This window comes from Achromobacter semiaridum (genome assembly GCF_053543755.1).
In genome coordinates this window covers 1-16,479 of record NZ_JBLVOL010000006.1, presented here as the reverse complement: position 1 = coordinate 16,479, position 16,479 = coordinate 1, and the positions used below count along the sequence as shown (strand labels likewise).

Annotated in this window: 17 protein-coding genes; 11 read left to right on the top strand and 6 right to left on the bottom strand. The window is 64.8% G+C overall.

The window, feature by feature from the left end; all coding sequences use genetic code 11:
* Positions 1 to 417: 417 nt before the first annotated feature.
* Together ACNPP0_RS01685 and ACNPP0_RS01680 are read left to right on the top strand one after the other, a co-directional pair.
* The gene (locus ACNPP0_RS01685) at positions 418 to 1,020 is read left to right on the top strand and encodes a TetR/AcrR family transcriptional regulator (RefSeq protein WP_448704843.1); all 603 of its coding nucleotides are present in this window, start codon (positions 418 to 420) and stop codon (positions 1,018 to 1,020) included.
* Positions 1,017 to 1,496, top strand: a complete 480-nt coding sequence (locus tag ACNPP0_RS01680; protein ID WP_448704842.1) for a nuclear transport factor 2 family protein — start codon at positions 1,017 to 1,019, stop codon at positions 1,494 to 1,496. Before ACNPP0_RS01685 ends, ACNPP0_RS01680 begins: the two co-directional genes overlap by 4 nt.
* An 84-nt stretch (positions 1,497 to 1,580) precedes the next feature.
* On the opposite strand, the gene ACNPP0_RS01675 is transcribed toward ACNPP0_RS01680, so the two are convergent.
* Positions 1,581 to 2,066: a MarR family winged helix-turn-helix transcriptional regulator gene (locus tag ACNPP0_RS01675; RefSeq protein WP_332608155.1), complete on the bottom strand. Its 486-nt coding sequence runs from the start codon at positions 2,064 to 2,066 to the stop codon at positions 1,581 to 1,583.
* A gap of 122 nt (positions 2,067 to 2,188) precedes the next feature.
* Here ACNPP0_RS01675 and ACNPP0_RS01670 point away from each other — a divergent pair, with 122 nt between their 5' ends.
* A complete protein-coding gene (locus tag ACNPP0_RS01670; RefSeq protein ID WP_448704841.1) occupies positions 2,189 to 3,358 on the top strand; it encodes an MFS transporter in 1,170 nt (389 codons plus the stop codon).
* Between the two features lie 42 nt (positions 3,359 to 3,400).
* Here the strand turns inward: ACNPP0_RS01670 and ACNPP0_RS01665 are convergent, their stop codons facing one another.
* Positions 3,401 to 3,745 (bottom strand): Rdx family protein, encoded by a 345-nt coding sequence (locus ACNPP0_RS01665; protein ID WP_332608153.1) that lies wholly within the window; start codon positions 3,743 to 3,745, stop codon positions 3,401 to 3,403.
* Between the two features lie 146 nt (positions 3,746 to 3,891).
* Between ACNPP0_RS01665 and ACNPP0_RS01660 the strand changes: the two genes are divergently transcribed.
* Positions 3,892 to 5,088: a multidrug effflux MFS transporter gene (locus ACNPP0_RS01660; protein ID WP_448704840.1), complete on the top strand. Its 1,197-nt coding sequence runs from the start codon at positions 3,892 to 3,894 to the stop codon at positions 5,086 to 5,088.
* 54 nt (positions 5,089 to 5,142) lie between these two features.
* Positions 5,143 to 5,937 carry an enoyl-CoA hydratase gene (locus ACNPP0_RS01655; protein ID WP_448704839.1) on the top strand — a complete coding sequence of 265 codons (795 nt, stop codon included), beginning with the start codon at positions 5,143 to 5,145 and terminating at the stop codon, positions 5,935 to 5,937.
* On the opposite strand, the gene chrA is transcribed toward ACNPP0_RS01655, so the two are convergent.
* A complete protein-coding gene (gene chrA / locus ACNPP0_RS01650; protein ID WP_448704838.1) occupies positions 5,934 to 7,190 on the bottom strand; it encodes a chromate efflux transporter in 1,257 nt (418 codons plus the stop codon). The two genes, ACNPP0_RS01655 and chrA, sit on opposite strands and share 4 nt — an antisense overlap.
* A 206-nt stretch (positions 7,191 to 7,396) precedes the next feature.
* Between chrA and ACNPP0_RS01645 the strand changes: the two genes are divergently transcribed.
* Complete coding sequence (locus ACNPP0_RS01645; protein ID WP_448704837.1) at positions 7,397 to 7,876, top strand: carboxymuconolactone decarboxylase family protein; 480 nt, start codon at positions 7,397 to 7,399, stop codon at positions 7,874 to 7,876.
* 28 nt (positions 7,877 to 7,904) lie between these two features.
* Here the strand turns inward: ACNPP0_RS01645 and pdxR are convergent, their stop codons facing one another.
* Complete coding sequence (gene pdxR, locus ACNPP0_RS01640; RefSeq protein ID WP_448704835.1) at positions 7,905 to 9,326, bottom strand: MocR-like pyridoxine biosynthesis transcription factor PdxR; 1,422 nt, start codon at positions 9,324 to 9,326, stop codon at positions 7,905 to 7,907.
* A 116-nt stretch (positions 9,327 to 9,442) separates the two neighbouring features.
* On the opposite strand from pdxR, the gene ACNPP0_RS01635 reads away from it, so the two are divergent.
* From ACNPP0_RS01635 to ACNPP0_RS01625, 3 genes are all read left to right on the top strand, one after another.
* On the top strand, positions 9,443 to 9,889 hold the full coding sequence (locus ACNPP0_RS01635; RefSeq protein ID WP_332608147.1) for a GNAT family N-acetyltransferase: 447 nt from the start codon (positions 9,443 to 9,445) through the stop codon (positions 9,887 to 9,889).
* Positions 9,886 to 10,503 carry an FMN-dependent NADH-azoreductase gene (locus ACNPP0_RS01630; RefSeq protein WP_332608146.1) on the top strand — a complete coding sequence of 206 codons (618 nt, stop codon included), beginning with the start codon at positions 9,886 to 9,888 and terminating at the stop codon, positions 10,501 to 10,503. The genes ACNPP0_RS01635 and ACNPP0_RS01630 overlap by 4 nt, the downstream gene beginning before the upstream one ends.
* Positions 10,504 to 10,767: 264 nt before the next feature.
* Complete coding sequence (locus ACNPP0_RS01625) at positions 10,768 to 11,178, top strand: hypothetical protein (RefSeq protein WP_448704833.1); 411 nt, start codon at positions 10,768 to 10,770, stop codon at positions 11,176 to 11,178.
* 95 nt (positions 11,179 to 11,273) lie between these two features.
* On the opposite strand, the gene ACNPP0_RS01620 is transcribed toward ACNPP0_RS01625, so the two are convergent.
* Positions 11,274 to 12,830 carry a TerC family protein gene (locus ACNPP0_RS01620; RefSeq protein ID WP_448704832.1) on the bottom strand — a complete coding sequence of 519 codons (1,557 nt, stop codon included), beginning with the start codon at positions 12,828 to 12,830 and terminating at the stop codon, positions 11,274 to 11,276.
* A gap of 392 nt (positions 12,831 to 13,222) precedes the next feature.
* Positions 13,223 to 13,648: a hypothetical protein gene (locus ACNPP0_RS01615; RefSeq protein WP_448704830.1), complete on the bottom strand. Its 426-nt coding sequence runs from the start codon at positions 13,646 to 13,648 to the stop codon at positions 13,223 to 13,225.
* A gap of 115 nt (positions 13,649 to 13,763) precedes the next feature.
* Here ACNPP0_RS01615 and ACNPP0_RS01610 point away from each other — a divergent pair, with 115 nt between their 5' ends.
* Positions 13,764 to 14,558, top strand: coding sequence for a gluconate 2-dehydrogenase subunit 3 family protein (locus ACNPP0_RS01610; RefSeq protein ID WP_332608142.1), 795 nt, complete (start codon positions 13,764 to 13,766; stop codon positions 14,556 to 14,558).
* Positions 14,551 to 16,317: a GMC family oxidoreductase gene (locus ACNPP0_RS01605; protein ID WP_448704829.1), complete on the top strand. Its 1,767-nt coding sequence runs from the start codon at positions 14,551 to 14,553 to the stop codon at positions 16,315 to 16,317. The genes ACNPP0_RS01610 and ACNPP0_RS01605 overlap by 8 nt, the downstream gene beginning before the upstream one ends.
* Positions 16,318 to 16,479 lie beyond the last annotated feature (162 nt).

The window sequence follows — 16,479 nt, the reverse complement described above, 5'->3', positions numbered from 1 at the left end:
CAAGGTATTGCGTAGTCTTGCGCGGGGGTACTGCGCGGGGTATTGCGCGGTACTAAGGGGTTACTACTGGATGGCTTGGGCGAAAACTGCTGCTTCAGCCGGGGCATTCAAAAGGGGGCAATGCAAAACAAAAAGCAAACTGAGTTTGCCGGCCAAAAGCCCTTGCCGGTTTTATTCTTATTCTTTCAGACGTGTCTTTATAGACGTTGTCTTTATAGACATTGCCGTTATAGACGTTGCCTTTATAGGCGCTGGCTTTATTTTGGCTGGCAATTAAAAGATCTTAACATATTTATCGGTGAAAAAGCAAGCAGATAATGGCTTAAGGCATATAGCTTTACGCCCGAGAATGACCGTTCTACGATGCTCGCATTACATGCAGAATGATGGTTCTCTCCGATGAATTCCAGTTTGGACATGCCCTCCTCGAGCTCCCCCGCCTTCGCCTTTGAACCCATGACGCAGACACAGGAACAGCTGCTGCGCGCCACGGAACATTTGATTTACCAAGGCGGCATCCACGCCACCGGCATGGATCTCATCGTGAAGACCTCGGGCGTGGCACGCAAAACGCTGTACAAGCACTATCCCAATAAAGACGCGCTGGTGGCGGCGGCGCTTGCCGCGCGTGACGAACGCTGGATGCAGTGGTTCGTCCACGCCACCACGCGGGCCGACGCGCCGCGCGACCGCTTGTTGTCCATTTTCGATGCGCTGCAAGAATGGTTTGAATCCGACGGCTTTCGCGGCTGCGCCTTTATCAACGCGGCAGGCGAGATCAGCGATCCGGCCAACCCCATCCGCGAGGTATCGCGCCTGCACAAGGCACGCCTGCTGGACCACGTGCGCGGCCTGACGCAAGCGGCCGCCCTGGCCGACCAGGACGAAGCCGCGCGACAACTGCTCGTGCTGATCGACGGCGCTATCGCCGTGGCGCTGGTCACGGGCGATGTGTCCGTTACCGCCACCGCGCAACGCGCCGCCGCCGCCCTTTTTCCCCCACAAGAGGTTCGCCCATGACATCCCAACCGAACGTCCGCCCACCCCTGCCGCCTTTCACCCACCAGAGCGCCGTGCAAAAAGTGCGGCTGGCTGAAGACGGCTGGAACAGCCGCGACCCCGACAAGGTGGCGCTGGCCTATAGCCTGGACACGCAGTGGCGCAACCGCGCGGAATTCGTCAAGAACCGGGACGAGGCCCGCGCATTTTTGGCACGCAAATGGGCGAAGGAACTGGACTACCGCCTGATCAAGGAACTTTGGGCCTACGCCGGCAATCGCATCGCCGTGCGCTACGCCTACGAATGGCATGACGATTCCGGCAACTGGTTCCGCTCGTACGGCAATGAAAATTGGGAGTTCGGCGAAGACGGGCTGATGATCCATCGTTACGCCTGCATCAACGACTTGCCGATCAATGAAGCCGACCGAAAATTCCGCTGGCCGCTGGGCCGCCGTCCGGACGACCACCCCGGCTTATCCGAATTGGGGCTGTGACAAGATCATTGCGGGCGGGGCACCGGTGCAGCTTTTCCACGGGCGCCATCCGCCACCCGCCCGCGCCCCCCTGCTCCATCGCAATCACTCATACGCCTTCAGCAGCTTGCCCAGCAGCCGGCTCAGCTGTTCCTGTTCAGCCTGCGTCAACGGCGCCAGCACGTCCGCCTGATTTTTCAGGTGGGCCAACAGTGCCTCGTCGATCAGCTTGATGCCGGCGCGCGTCAGCATCACCAGGGTGGCGCGGCCATCGTGGGGGCTGGGTGTGCGGGCCACCAGGCCCGCCTTTTCCAAACGGTCGATGCGGTTCGTCATGCTGCCCGACGAGATCATGGCGTCTTCGTAAAGCGCCGTCGGGGTCAGCGCGTACGGCTTGCCACTACGGCGCAACGTGGCCAACACGTCGAATTCACCCGGCTGTAGGCCAAATTCCGCAAATAGCGGGTTGATGCGGTCGCGCGTGATCACCAGCGCGCATTCGCCCAAACGCCCCAGCACGCGCATTGTGGATACGTCCAGCTCGGGGCGCTCGCGGTTCCATTGCTCGACGGCACGGCTTGCTCTGTCCACGGTTCTCTCTCTCCGTTTATCTTGACGTCAAGATAAAATCCAAATATCTTGACGCCAAGATACTTTACCGGACGGCATTGCAGCAACCCCCAGCCACGCGTGCCGCCGGCCACGGAGCTGTTGTGTCATCGACTTATTTGAACGCCTGGCGCATTGCCGCCATCATCCTCGTGGGCTTGAACCTGCGCCCCGTCCTGGCTTCCATTCCCCCTTTGCTGGACCAACTTCAAGCCGCCATTGCGCTGTCCGACAGCGCGGCGGGACTGTTGACAGCACTGCCCGTGTTCGTGATGGGACTGGGCGCATTAAGCGTGGCGCCGCTGCGCCGCAGGATGCGCGAACATCACGGCATCGCCGTCGGCGTAGCGCTGGTGATGGCGGCCACCGCGTGCCGTCTGTGGGCCAGTGACGCCAACCTGATGTTGCTGACGGGCGTTATCGCCGGGCTGGGCATCGCGGTCACGCAGGCACTGCTGCCCTACTTCATCAAGGCACAATTCTCGTCCGGTGTCAGCGCCATCATGGGCCTGTATTCCACCGCCATCATGGGCGGCGCCGCCTGGGCCAGCGTAGCGTCGCCCGTTCTGGCTCAGCGCGTCGGCTGGCCGCAAGCCCTGGCCGCCTGGGCCATGCCCGCGGCCGCGGCGTTGCTGTGCTGGCTGGCGGTGAACCGGGTTGGCGCTGTGGCCCCCTCGACCGCAAACGCGGCGGGCCATGCGCACACCGCGCCTTCGCGTCGCTGGTTGCTGGCCGTGTTCTTTGGTTTGGGCACCGGCGCCTACACGCTGGTGCTGGCCTGGCTGCCGCCCTATTACACGGCCTTGGGCTGGACGCCGGTGGCGGCCGGGCAATTGCTGGGCGCCGTTACGGTGGCCGAGATCGGGGCGGGCTTGCTGGTGTCGGTGGCGATCGGCCGCTTGCACGACCGCCGGATGGCGCTGTTCATGGCCATCGGTTTGCTGCTGCTGGGTTTGCTGGGACTGCTCTTCGCGCCCCTCTTGCTGGCATGGCCCGCCGCCGTGTTGGCCGGGCTGGGCATCGGCGCGCTGTTTCCGCTGTCGCTGATCGTCACGATGGACCACGCGGCCACGCCCGCGCAGGCCGGCAGCCTTGCCTCTTTCGTGCAGGGTGTGGGCTACCTGATCGCCGCGCTGTTTCCCTTTGCGGCGGGCGTGATACGCCAGCATCTTTCCGGGCTGCGGCCGGCATGGATGCTGATGGCCGGTATCTGCCTGATCTTGTTCGTTATCGCCGTGCGACTACGCGTTCCACATGCGTACGGCAAGCCATGACAATGTGTGCGCGGCACCATGCAACAGGCGTGGCGCGATGGATCAGTCGTCAGGCGTGATGGCGGGGTCGGCCAACGGGCCAGCCAGCCCGCCGCCGGTGTGGCCGTCAATATGGCCCAGCGGGCGGGTGGGATCCAGCCGGTCGCGTACGCGTTGCTTCAGGATCTTGGCGTCTGGAAAGCCCCCGTCGCCCTTTCTATCCCAGATCAGGTCGCCGTTGTAGGTGATCTGAAATATGCCACCCGTGCCTGGCTGCAAGACGACTTCGCCCAAATCGGTGGAAAACGTCGACAACAGCTCTTGCGCCATCCAGGCGGCACGCAGCAGCCACTGGCATTGGGTGCAGTAAAGGATGACGATGCGGGGTCGGAAGGCAGGTGTGCTCATGGCGAAATATTCTATGCCCGGCCTGGCAAAGCCGCCAGATATGCACGCAATGGACACCCAAGCGCAAAACAGGCACACCTGTCCCCTGCGGCATTCATGGATAATGTCGGGTTTTCCCGGGTGCGCATTGCCCCCAGAGTCTTGACATGAAGTCTGCTGCATCTTCCTCTAGCCAACGCTGGCTGATCGGCCTGTTGATGGGCCTGGTCACGCTGACGCCGATGGGCATCGATATCTACCTGCCTTCGCTGCCCGCCATGGCCGCCGGATTTGGTGAACCCGTCAGCGCGTTGCAGGCCAGCATCACGCTGTTCATCTTCGCGGTGGGCCTGGGCCAGATGCTGATCGGCCCCCTGGCCGACCGCTATGGACGGCGACCGGTCGCACTGGGCGGCGCCTTGGCGTATCTGGCCGGCTCGGCGCTGGGCGCGGCCGCAACATCCCTTGATGTGTTTTACGTTGCCCGTGTGGTCCAGGGCCTGGGCGCATGCTCGGCATCGCTGGTGGCTTTTGCCGCGGTGCGTGACCGTTTCAGCCCTGCCGTGGGCGCGCGCGTGTACAGCTATCTGAACGGCGCACTGTGTTCCGTGCCGGCGTTGGCGCCCATGCTGGGCGGTGCGCTGGCGGTGCATGCGGGCTGGCGCAGCACGTTTGTCTTCATGGTGCTGTTTGCGCTTAGCCTGATGGTGCTGTTGGCCCGACGCTTTGAAGAAACACGCGTGCCGCCCAGCGGCCCGCGCGGCGCGCTCTACAGCTTGCGGCGGTACCTGCCGATCGTGTCCAGCGGGCGTTTCCTGTACTTCGCCATGTTCGGCATGGCGGGCATGGCGATGATCCTGGTGTTCGTGTCGGCCGCGCCCGTGGTGCTGGTGCAGCAGTTGGGCTATTCCGAGCTGGGCTTCTCGGCCTGGTTCGGCGGCAACGCCGCCATCAACATTGCCGCGTTCTTCCTTGCGCCTACGTTCATTGCGCGCTTTGGGCGCCACACGATGGTGCGGGTCGGCATGGTGGCGCTGTTGCTGGCATCGGCCATGCACGCTGCCGCATGGTGGTGGATACCGCAAGCGGCCTGGGTGTTCATGCTGCCGGTTGCCGTGTTGACGGTGGGCTTTTCGCTGGCATTGGGGTCGGGCTTGAGCTTGGCGCTGGAGCCCTTCGCCGAACGCGCCGGCACGGCCGCCGCCGTGTATGGCCTGTTCCAGATGAGCGGGTCGGCCATCGTGGCCACTGTGTTGCTGGATGCGGGCGTGGCGCCGCAAGCGGCGATGGCCCTGATCGGCGCGGTCATCGTCCTGCCCTTGCTCTTGCTGTCTCCGGCCATCGCGCGGCGGTTACGCAGCTGAACCGACGCGCGGGGCTTGCGCTAGTATCCAGGAATCGACCTTCCTGGAAACGACATGGCCCCCGATTTCCCCAACAACGACGCCCTGCTGTTGCGCACCTCGACCGACGGCGTGGTGACGCTGCGCCTGAACCGCCCCGCGCAATTCAACGCCTTGTCCGAAGGCTTGCTGACCGCCCTGCAGGAACAGATCGACGCCTTGGCCGGCGACGCCACCGTGCGTTGCGTGGTGCTGGAATCCGCGGGCCGGGCGTTTTGCGCGGGGCACGATTTGCGCGAAATGCGCAGCCAGCCCAGCCTGGATTACTACCGCGCGCTGTTCCGCCAATGCAGCCGCGTCATGCAGGGTTTGCAGGCCTTGCCGGTGCCCGTCGTTGCCAAGGTGCAAGGCATTGCGACGGCGGCCGGTTGCCAACTGGTCGCCAGCTGCGACCTGGCGGTGGCGGCCGACTCGGCGCGATTTGCCGTGTCCGGCATCAACGTGGGTCTGTTTTGTTCAACGCCGGCGGTGGCGCTCAGCCGCAATGTGTCGGCCAAGCGCGCCTTTGAAATGCTGGTCACTGCCCGCTTCATCGATGCCGCGCAGGCCAAAGACTGGGGCTTGATCAACGACGCCGTGCCCGAGGCCGAGCTGGACGCGCGCGTCAACGCCCTGGCGGCCGACATCCTGGCCAAACGCCCCAGCGCCATCCGCTACGGCAAACAGATGTTCTACAAGCAGCGCCAGATGGCCTTGGCCGACGCCTACGATTACGCGGGCGACGTCATGGCGCGCAACATGATGGACGCGGACGCGTCCGAGGGCATCGACGCCTTCCTGCAAAAGCGCGCGCCGCGCTGGCAGGCTTAGGACAGAAAGGCCAGCGCCCAACCGCCCCCCGCCGCCAGCAATACCACCCACACGGCGGACCAGCGGGCATACACCAGCAACGCAAACAGCAGCAAGGCAAGGCCGAAATCGGCCTTGTTCAAAATGGCGCTGGTCCACACCGGGTCATACAGCGCGGCCAGCAAGATGCCGACAACGCTGGCGTTCACGCCGGCCAGCATGTTGCGCACCCCGGGGCGCCGCCGCAGGCTTTCCCAGAACGGCAAGGCCCCCACCACCAGCAAGGCGCCCGGCAGGAAAATGGCGGCCAATAGCACCAGGCCGCCCACCCAGCCCGTCAGCGGACCGGTGGACAATGCGCCCAAAAACGCAGCGAAACCGAACAGCGGCCCGGGCATGGCCTGCGCCGCGCCGTACCCGGCCAGGAAGTCCGCGCTGGAAACCATGCCGCCGGACACCGCCGTCGATTCCAGCAGCGGCAGCACGACGTGGCCCCCGCCAAAGACCAATGCCCCCGCCCGATAGAAGCCGGCAAGCTGCGCGGCCATGGCCGAATCCGACATGGCCGCCCATATCGGCAAGCCCGCCAGCAATGCCACGAACAGGGTCAACGCCACATAGGCGGCCCGGCGCGACACGGCTTCAGCCGGGTTGGACAGGATGGGCCGGGGCGGCAATTGCAGCACGGCTACCCCAACGACAACGCCCAGCAAAATGGCGCCGATCTGGCCCCAGGCGCTGGGCAGTACCACGGTAATCAAGGCGGCGGCCACGGCCAGCCCGGCGCGCGCGCGGTCGGGACACAAGGTGCGGCCCATGCCCCACACGGCCTGCGCCACGATGGCCACCGCCGCGATCTTCAGGCCGTGTATGACGGCTGACCCCGACAGCCATCCAAAATGCGCCAACCCCATCGCAAAGCCGATCAGAGCAAGCGCCGTGGGCAGCGTGAACGCCAGCCACGCGGCCAGCATGCCCGTCCAGCCCGCTCGGCGCAGGCCGATTGCCATGCCGACCTGGCTGCTTGCCGGCCCCGGCAGGAATTGGCACAAGGCGACCAGATCGGAATAGGCGTAGTCGTCCAGCCAATGGCGGCGGTCGACAAATTCCGTACGAAAGTAAGCCAGGTGCGCAACCGGGCCGCCAAACGAAGTCAGGCCCAGGCGCAGGAACACCAGGAACACTTCCAGACAGGACCCGCGCGCCGCCTCCGCGCGCTCGTGCGTGGCGGGCTTGTTGGCGACGTGTTCGTCGTGGGATGGGGGGTGCGGCATGAGGTGGCTTCTAAGTCGGTCAGGGCGCCGGGTTTCCGCCCATGGATCAAGCTTATAGCCGGGGCGCGCGTGCGTATCAAGCACCAGTCTTGCCGCCCGCATGGCCTAGAACTAAACATCATTTATGGCACTTTCTGCCTGGGCCAATCTACCGCATCCTACGGTTTCCTGATTGTCTTCCCCACAGCAACTTAAAAGGTAGGTCTATGAGCCAGCGGTTGAATTACTTCCAGGTGTCCGCGGAACTGTCCAGGAAGTACATGGAATTCAGTGCGGCAATGAAAAAAGTGCCTGTGATTGAGGAATTTGGCGATCTGGTCGATATCCGCGCCTCGCAGATCAATGGCTGCGGCTTTTGCCTGGACATGCACGTCAAGCAGGCCAGGCTTCACGGCGAACGCGAACTGCGTTTGCACCACGTGGCCATCTGGCGCGAATCCACATTGTTCTCGGCACGCGAGCGGGCGGCGCTGGCATGGACCGAAGCGCTGACCACCCTGCCCTCGCACGGCGTGCCTGACGAGGTGTACAGCCTTGTGCGCGAGCAATTATCGGAATCCGAAATTTCGGACCTGACTTTCCGTATCGTGGCCATCAACGGCTGGAACCGCCTGAACGTGGCGTTTCGTACCGTGCCCGGCTCGGCCGATGCGGCATTCGGGCTGGACAAGGCCGGGCTGCATTGAGGGCTAGGCTTGGTCCGCAAAAATCCCGCTACATCAGTGCGCGAATTTGCAGGCCATAGTCGTACGCCTGGCTTTCCGAAACGATATTCGTAAAGCCCAGCAGCAAACCCGGCTGGGGATCCGGCAGCGTCGACCATCTGGACAGCGGGTGCGCGTACAGCCCCTGTTCCAACATGCGGGCGGCCAGCGGCTGATCGCGCTGCCCGCCTTCCATGCGCGCCACCAGATGCATGCCCCCCGGCTGCGGTTCAATCCGCATGCGCGGGCCCAGCGCCGCGCTCAGGCCCCGCGCGGTGGCCGCGCGCCGTTCGCTGTATAGCCGCCGCATGCGCTGGATATGGCGGCCAAAATGCCCCTCGTTGATGAAGGCCGTCAAGATCGCCTGGTTGAACGCCGCCGCGCCGCCCGACAGCAGGCGGCTGATGCGGTCAAAGCGCGGCACCTGCGCCTGGGGCACCACCAGGTAGGCCAGCCGCATCCCCGGAAACAGCACCTTGCTGAACGACCCCGCGTACAGCACCCGCCCTTGCACATCCAGGCTTTTCAGCGCAGGCAGCGGGCGGCTGACGTAGCGGTATTCCCCGTCGTAATCGTCTTCCACGATCCAGGCCTGACGACGTTCGGCCCAGTCCAGCAACGCTTGCCGCCGTGGCAATGACAGGGACATCGACAGCGGACTCTGGTGGGCGGGCGTGACCACCGCAGCCTGGGCCTGTTCCGCGCGCGCCAGCCCTTCCGCCACCATCAGGCCGTCGGCGTCCACCGGTATCGGCACGGCTTCCAGCCCCGCCTGCGCCAACAACGCCCGCGTGGGGGGATAGCCCGGGTCTTCCACCCACACGCGGTCGCCGGTTGTCAGCAGCGCCTGGATGATGAGTTGCATCGTGAAGTTGTAGCCGGACGTGATGTACACCTGAGCCGGCTGGCAATGTATGCCGCGCGCCACGCGCAGGTACGCGGCAAGCGCCGTACGCAGGCTTTCCAGCCCATCGGCGGGGGGATACGACAGGTCTGGCGCTTGCAGGCTGCGCAATTCGCGCGCGCCCAAGCGCGCCCACAGCTTGCGCGGAAACGCGTCCAACGCCGGGATGCCCATCTGAAACGGCAGGATGCGCGCCGGCCGATGCCAGCCGTGGTCGTCGTCGGCGGCCTGGACCGGCGGCACGACGGCGGGCGCGGTGGCAAGGGGTTGCAGGTCGGGCGCGACGATTGTGCCGGCTTGGCCGCGCGCCTGGATGTAGCCCTCGGCGCTCAGCAGCGAATACGCGACTTCGATGGTGCCGCGCGCCACGCCCATTTCCTTGGCCAGCGCGCGGGCCGACGGAATGCGGTCGCCGGGCTTGAGCGTGCCTTCGGAGATGGCGCCGCGAAACCGCTCATAGATCTGCCGATACAGCGGGTCGGGGTTGCCGGCGGGTAGCGGCGGCAAGGCGTCGGGGCGGCAGATCATGGCATAGTCCAAAGTTCAATTTATGGCTCTTCAAATTATGGCATGGGCTTTCTACGATGACGGCTGAAGTTTGATGGCTTCTTTTCCTGACACGACTTTTACCGCTCACCCATTCCATGACCGACCCAGACTTGAATCACATCGACACCGACGCCGGCCTGCGCGCCTGCCTGCCATTGATGCGCCAGCTGCGCCCACACCTTGCCCACGCAGACGACTTTGTCGCCCGCATCGCCCGCATGCGCGGCCAGGGCTATCGGCTACTGGCCGGTATCGACGCGGGTCAGGCGGTGGCGCTGGCGGGCTACCGCTACCAGGAAAACCTGATCTACGGGCGTTTCGTCTACGTGGATGACCTGATCGTGGATGACACACGCCGTGGCGGCCGCTGGGGCGCGCGCCTGTTGAACGCCCTGGACGACATCGCCCGCCAGGCCGGTTGCGCCAAGCTGGTGCTGGATACCGGCCTGGCCAATTCCCTGGCCCAACGGTTTTACTTTCGCCAGGGTCTGCTAAGCACCGCCCTGCACTTTTCCAAGAACCTGGACGCCGCCACCGCATGACCATTCTCCACATTCATTGCAGCCCGCGCGGTCGGGCGTCCGAAAGCCACCGCTTGTCGCAACACATCATCCAGCGGCTGGTCGGTGCGCACGGAAACGCCACGCCCGCCATCATCAATATCGACGCTACCCGCCTGCCTAACGTCGATGACGATTACGCCGCCGCGTTGGCCTCGCCCATGGACCCCGCCGACGACGTGCTGGCGCGCGGCGCGTTGCGCCAGTCCAGCGAACTGATCGACGCGTTGCACCAGGCCACCCACATCGTCATCGCCACCCCCATGCACAACTTCACGGTGTCGGCGGCGTTGAAAGTCTGGATCGATCACGTGGTGCGTGTGCGCAGCACGTTTCGCATCACGCCCGAGGGCAAGATCGGCAACTTGCCGGATCGCCCGGTGTATGTGGCGGTGTCGTCCGGCGGAGAATTTTCCGGCGAGGCCGCGCGCCAGCCCGACTTTCTGACGCCGTACCTGACGCATGTGCTGGGCACGATAGGCTTGAAGAACGTGACGTTTTTCTCGGTGCAGGGCACGGCGCGCGGCGACGCGGCATTGCAGGCCGCGCGCGCGTCGGCCGAAGCCGCCATTGCCGCGCATCCGATGGCGGCCTAGTCCGTTCGGCCCATTGCCGGATCAGGTGCACCAGGCGGCCCGGCGCGACGTGGTGATTCTTCATAATTGCTTGTTTACCAAGCCCTTTGGCCACGTCCGCGTATTTAATCGGGTCGCATTGACAGCGCGGAAACGGCAGCACTACGCTAGGCCGCAAGTAAAAACCGCCCCATGCCCGCACCCTCGCCTTGGCCACCGAATCCGCCACCGGATCATCGGGCGCAAGACGTAGTATCCCTCCGCTGTTCCCTGCTGGAGATGCGTATGACCTGGCGCCAGCCCTTGTTTCGGGCATTGATCGTGCTTGCTCTTTTCGCTGGATTTTCGGCGCCGTCCCAGGCCGCATGCAGCGACAAGAAAATACTGTCACTGTCCGACGAGGGAAAGTCGGTCAAGGCAATTGCCAAGACCTGCAACATGACGGCGGCGAAGGTGCGCGCCGTGGTGGACGCCGACGACAATGCCGCCGAAGACGTGGCGGCCGCTACGCCTGTAGACGTGCCCAGCAAGCTGCCTTCGGGCGCGGGGCTGGCCAGCTGCGATTGCCAGGGCACGGTGCCGTACGGCGACAAGGCGCCTGAACAACGCTGCCAAAGCGGCACGTCGATCGCTACCCCGTGCGCCGGCTACTGCCCGCCACGCGGCATTGCCCCGTGGCGCCGCGTGTGCAGTTAGCGGCAATGCTTGCCGCCGGTACGCCGGTACGCCGGTCCGCCGGTACGAGCAGTCCGCGCTGTCCGCGTTGCGACCTTCATCGCCGGCGCCTGAATTCACAGGTCGGGGCGCGCATGCACTTGATGTATGCGCAGGCCGTCGCGGCGGGCGACTTCGAACGTCCATTCATGCATGCGGATCGTGTCGCCGGCATCTGGCAGGCGGCCCGCCACACGCAGCAGGCATCCCGCCAAGGTGGCATCGGGGTAGTCGTCACCCAGGCCCGGTGTGTTGAGCAGGCGCGCGGCCTCGCCCACCGACAGGCCGCCTTCCAGCAACCAGGATCCGTCGGACAACTGCAACGCCTCCGGCGGGTCTTCGCTGTGCTCGGGCAGTTCGCCGCCCACGGCGGTCAACACGTCCATCGGCGTCACCAGGCCTTCGCATACGCCGTGCTCGTCCACCACGATCAACATGTGATCGCGCGAGGCGCGCAGCTCTTCAAGAATCTTCAACACCGGCGTGGTTTCCATGACGTAGCGCGGCTCGCGCGCCAGCTCCACCAGGTCGATCGGCCCCGGGTTGCGCAGCAGCGGCATCACGTCCTTGAAATGCAGCACGCCCAACACATTGGACGCGTCGCCCGCGCATAGGGGCAGACGCGAATGGCCGGTGCTGAACTTGCGCACCACGGCCTCGGGCGTGTCGGCCACATCCAGCCACGTCATGTCGCCGCGCGGCACCATGATGGAACGCACGTCGTGCGCGCCCACCGACAGCACCCGTTCAATCATGGAGCTTTCCTCGGGCGCGAAGGCGGGCTCGTCGCCCACGCCATCAACCAGCGCCGCCATATCGTCCGCCTGCTGGCCGGGCTGGCCGCCGCGGCCGGCGCGCAGCAGGCGCAGAACCGCTTGCGCGGTGCGTTGCCGACGGCCCAGCGCATGGGTGCCCTTGACGCGATTGCGGCGGGCCAACTGGTTGCACAGCTCGATCAAGATCGAAAAGCCGATCGCCGCGTACAGATAGCCCTTAGGCACGTGGAAGTTCAAGCCTTCGGCGACCAGGCTGAAACCGATCATCAGCAACAGGCCCAGGCACAGGATGACCACGGTGGGGTGGCGGCCCACGAACGCCATCAACGGGCGGCTGGCCACCATCATCACGGCCATCGCCACAACCACGGCGATCATCATGATGCTCAGTTCCTGCACCATGCCCACGGCGGTAATCACCGAGTCCAGCGAGAACACGGCGTCCAGCACCACGATTTGCAGAATTACCTGCCAGAAGATGGCGTGCTGCGGCTTCTGGCCGGACTCATGGCCCGCACTGCCCTCGACGCGTTCATGCAGTTCCATCGTGCCCTTGAACAGCAGGAACAGACCGCCCAGGATCAGGATCAGGTCGCGCCCGGATATCTCGCTGCCCAGCACGATGAACAGCGGCTCGGTCAGCGTCACGACCCACGCGATGCTGGCCAGCAGGCCCAGCCGCATCACCAGCGCCAGGCTTAGCCCGATCAGGCGCGCGCGGTTGCGCTGCTCGGGCGGCAGCTTGTCGGCCAGGATGGCGATAAACACCAGGTTGTCGATGCCCAGAACAATTTCAAGTACCACCAGCGTCGCCAGGCCAAGCCAGGCGGTGGGGTCGTTCATCCATTCAAAAATCATTGTTGATCCGCAAGTGTCGGGCGGGCGCGCGCGATGGCGCCGCCCTGGAAAAGGAACGCGTGGTCAATCAAGGGGGGATGGTTGCGACCCGGCGGTGCGCGGCACGCTATTTGCGGCGCGGCGCGCGCGGTGCAAGCCTGCTGAACGCGCCAAAGAAATCGGGCGGCAGGTTTTGCGACAGGAAGAAAAGGCGGGCGCCAAGGCGCCCTGCTAGGAGGTGGGTCTTCAGTCATAAGAGGCCGCGTCCGCGAGGCTGCTAGGGCAAGCCTTGGCCGCGTACACCGCCGAACTCTCGTTCTTACAGGAAGCTGAATGATACCTGAAAGTTGGATTTCCTCAGACAGCAGGCGCGACGACGCCGGGGCGGCGCCGCGTAACCCCTGTCGACTGGTTCAGCGGGTGTCCGCGCCGCCGCCCGAGCCGGACGTGGCGCCGGAGCCCGGCAGGCCCGCGTTGGCGGGCGCGCCCGCCTTGCCACCGGGCACCTGCTTGCCACTGTGGGTGCCCGATGCGGGCGTCTTCTGGCGTGAATCCGGTTCGCCCTTGGGCGGCGCATTCGAATCCTTGGCGCCGCGTTGGGGCTTCTGCGTCGTTTCTTCAGTGGACGGCATTTTTTTCTGGTCCTCGGATTGTGCGCCCGGCACCGGCTTGCCGATAGCATTGGCCGGTGCTGTCTTTTCGTCAGCGGTCGGCATGGGCATGGAAGGTGGCGGCGCCGCCTGCGCAACCAGCGTGGTTTGCGACGTTTGGGCGGTGGTGGCCTGCCAGGGCAGCGTCGCCAACATGGCGCACAGCAGTAGCAGTTTGTGGCTTTTCATCGTTGTCTCCCAGTTGAAAACAGTGACAAACTACGCGCCAGCGGATAACGATTTTGTACGGATCTCTTTGAATTCATGGGCAAGTAGCGTGCCTGCCCTGACACTGGAGTGATGCATGGACGATCAATCCCCTAAGGATTTACCCGCGGACGATCAGCCGGTTGCCGGTCGGCGCGGCTTGCTCAAGGCCTTGGCCGTAGGCGTGCCCGGAGCGGCGTGGGCCGCCAAGGCGGTAGGCGCCCCGACCGCGCCCGCCCCGGCGGCGGGCAACCCCGAAGGCCAGGCGGCCATCGCGCCGTCCGCGCCGCGCACCCTGCAATTTTTCAACGCAGACGAAGCCAAAACGATGGACGCCATCGCGGCGCGCCTGATCCCCGCCGACGAGCTGGGGCCGGGCGCCAAGGAAGCCGGCGTTACGTTCTTCATCGACGGACAACTGGCCGGAGCCTGGGGCGCGGGCAGCCAGTTCTACCGCCAGGGTCCCTTTGAAAAAGGTACGCCCGAACAGGGCTACCAGTTGTCGTTCACGCCCGCCGAAATGTTCCGGCGCGGACTGGCGGCGTTGGACGCCGCCGCCCGCAAAAAAGACGGCAAACCTTTCGCGGAACTAGACGAAGCCAGGCAGGACGCCTGGCTTCACGATTTGCAGGGCGGCAAGGCGGATTTTTCACCCTTGCCGTCCGACGTATTTTTCCAGGCCGTGCTGGACGCCACCATTGAAGGCTTTTTTTCCGATCCGCTATACGGCGGCAACGCCGACATGGTCGGGTGGAAACTGGTGGGGTTTCCCGGCGCCTATGCCTCGTTTTCCAACGACATCGAACGTCACGGCGTGATCTGGGCGGGCAAGCCCGTATCCATCGCGAACGCACGCGGACACACGATGAAACCGGGAGACCAGCATGGCTAAAACCTTACCTCCCGTGGACGTTGCCATCATCGGCGGCGGCTGGACGGGGTCGATCATCGGCAAGGAACTGGCCGCCGCAAAACAAAAAGTGGTGGTGCTGGAACGGGGGCAGGCGCGCTGGCCGTCGCCCGACTTCCAGGGGCCCAACGTTCACGATGAACTCAAGTACACGCGCCGCCACGAACTGCACCAGGACGCGGCCACTGAAACCTTCACGTTCCGCAACAACACCGACCAGAAGGCGCTGCCGATGCGGCGCTGGCAGTTCGCCTACCCGGGCACGCACCTGGGCGGCGCGGGCAACCACTGGTCGGGCGCGTATTACCGCTTCGACCCCACCGACTTTCGCATCCGCAGCCACTACACCGAACGGTATGGCGCGAAGATCTTCGACAAGGAACTGACCTGTCAGGACTGGCCGGTCAGCTACGACGAACTGGAGCCCTACTTCGACCGCTATGACTACCTGATCGGTGCGTCGGGCCAGGCGGGCAACATCAAGGGGCAGAAACAGGAAGGCGGCAACCCGTTCGAGCCGTGGCGCTCGCGCCCCTACCCCAACCCGCCGATGAAAGTGCCCTACGCCCCGGCGCTGTTCGGCGAAGCCGCGCGCGGGCTGGGCTATCACCCTTACGTGCAGCCCTCGGCCCTCTGCACCCGCCCCTACGTCAATTCCGAAGGGCTGCACATGAGCGCGTGCGTGTACTGCGGCTTCTGCTCAAACTTCGGCTGCGAACATTTTGCCAAGGCCTCGCCCCAGGTCTGCATTCTGCCGGTGGCGATGAAGATGGAGAACTTCGAAATCCGCACCGGCGCGCACGTGCTGCGCGTAGAGCTCACGCCAGACAAAAAGCGCGCGCGCGGCGTGACCTATGTGGACGCCGCGGGTGAAGAAGTGTTCCAGCCCGCCGAAATCGTGGTCCTGTGCGCCTTCGGCATCAACAACGTGCGGCTGTTGCTGTTGTCCGGCATCGGCAAGCCTTATGACCCGGTCACCGACACGGGGGTGGTGGGCCGCAATTACACGCACCAGACCACGTCGGGCGTGAACCTGTTTTTTGACGAAGCCACCAACATCAACCCATTCATGGGCGCGGGCGCGGTCGCCGTCACCATGGACGATTTCAGCGCCGACAATTTCGACCACGGGCCGCATGGATTCGTGGGCGGCGGCTACTTACAGATCCAGGTGGTCAGCGGCGCGCCCATCGGCTACCACCCCACGCCCAAGGGCACGCCGGCCTGGGGCGCCGACTGGAAGAAGGCCGTCAAGCGCTACTACAACCATTCCGCGTCCATCACCATCACGGGGTCGGCCCAACCGTGGCGCGGCGGCTACCTCAGCCTGGATCCCACCTACAAGGACGCCTGGGGCCTGCCGCTGTTGCGGGTGACGTACGATTTTCCGGACAACGACATCCGCATGTCGGCATTCCTGACGGCCAAGGGCGATGAAATCGGCCGTGCCATGAAGGGCATCGTGCGCACCGAGCCCGGCCCGCGCAAGCGGCCGTTCTCGGCCACCGCCTACCAGTCCACCCACCTGACCGGTGGCGCGGCCATGGGCGACAACCCGGAAACCAGCGTGGTCAACCGTTACGGGCAAAGCTGGGACGTGCCCAATGTGTTCGTGACCGGCGCGGCGTTGTTTCCGCAAAACTCGGGCTACAACCCGACGGGCACCGTGGGCGCCACCGCCTACTGGATCGTGGAAAAAATCAAGGCGGACTATCTGCGTTCGCCGGGACGGCTGGTGTGATCATGATTGAACATCGCAAAGGCATTTCCATCGCCGTCCTGCTGATCATGGCGCCGCCGTTGGTCACGTTGATTGCCACGGCCCACCAGATGATCGGCACCGGCGGCGACGGGCTGATCCGCGCCAAGGCGGTGACGGCATCGGCGCCGACCGCCACGCAGG

What these genes read in the sequence shown, in the direction of transcription:
- ACNPP0_RS01685 (WP_448704843.1), top strand. Translation starts at nt 418, where the DNA reads ATGCCCTCCTCGAGCTCCCCCGCCTTCGCCTTTGAACCCATGACGCAG.
- ACNPP0_RS01680 (WP_448704842.1), top strand. Translation starts at nt 1,017, where the DNA reads ATGACATCCCAACCGAACGTCCGCCCACCCCTGCCGCCTTTCACCCAC.
- ACNPP0_RS01665 (WP_332608153.1), bottom strand. Translation starts at nt 3,745, where the DNA reads ATGAGCACACCTGCCTTCCGACCCCGCATCGTCATCCTTTACTGCACC.
- ACNPP0_RS01660 (WP_448704840.1), top strand. Translation starts at nt 3,892, where the DNA reads ATGAAGTCTGCTGCATCTTCCTCTAGCCAACGCTGGCTGATCGGCCTG.
- ACNPP0_RS01655 (WP_448704839.1), top strand. Translation starts at nt 5,143, where the DNA reads ATGGCCCCCGATTTCCCCAACAACGACGCCCTGCTGTTGCGCACCTCG.
- chrA (WP_448704838.1), bottom strand. Translation starts at nt 7,190, where the DNA reads ATGCCGCACCCCCCATCCCACGACGAACACGTCGCCAACAAGCCCGCC.
- ACNPP0_RS01645 (WP_448704837.1), top strand. Translation starts at nt 7,397, where the DNA reads ATGAGCCAGCGGTTGAATTACTTCCAGGTGTCCGCGGAACTGTCCAGG.
- pdxR (WP_448704835.1), bottom strand. Translation starts at nt 9,326, where the DNA reads ATGATCTGCCGCCCCGACGCCTTGCCGCCGCTACCCGCCGGCAACCCC.
- ACNPP0_RS01635 (WP_332608147.1), top strand. Translation starts at nt 9,443, where the DNA reads ATGACCGACCCAGACTTGAATCACATCGACACCGACGCCGGCCTGCGC.
- ACNPP0_RS01630 (WP_332608146.1), top strand. Translation starts at nt 9,886, where the DNA reads ATGACCATTCTCCACATTCATTGCAGCCCGCGCGGTCGGGCGTCCGAA.
- ACNPP0_RS01625 (WP_448704833.1), top strand. Translation starts at nt 10,768, where the DNA reads ATGACCTGGCGCCAGCCCTTGTTTCGGGCATTGATCGTGCTTGCTCTT.
- ACNPP0_RS01620 (WP_448704832.1), bottom strand. Translation starts at nt 12,830, where the DNA reads ATGATTTTTGAATGGATGAACGACCCCACCGCCTGGCTTGGCCTGGCG.
- ACNPP0_RS01615 (WP_448704830.1), bottom strand. Translation starts at nt 13,648, where the DNA reads ATGAAAAGCCACAAACTGCTACTGCTGTGCGCCATGTTGGCGACGCTG.
- ACNPP0_RS01610 (WP_332608142.1), top strand. Translation starts at nt 13,764, where the DNA reads ATGGACGATCAATCCCCTAAGGATTTACCCGCGGACGATCAGCCGGTT.
- ACNPP0_RS01605 (WP_448704829.1), top strand. Translation starts at nt 14,551, where the DNA reads ATGGCTAAAACCTTACCTCCCGTGGACGTTGCCATCATCGGCGGCGGC.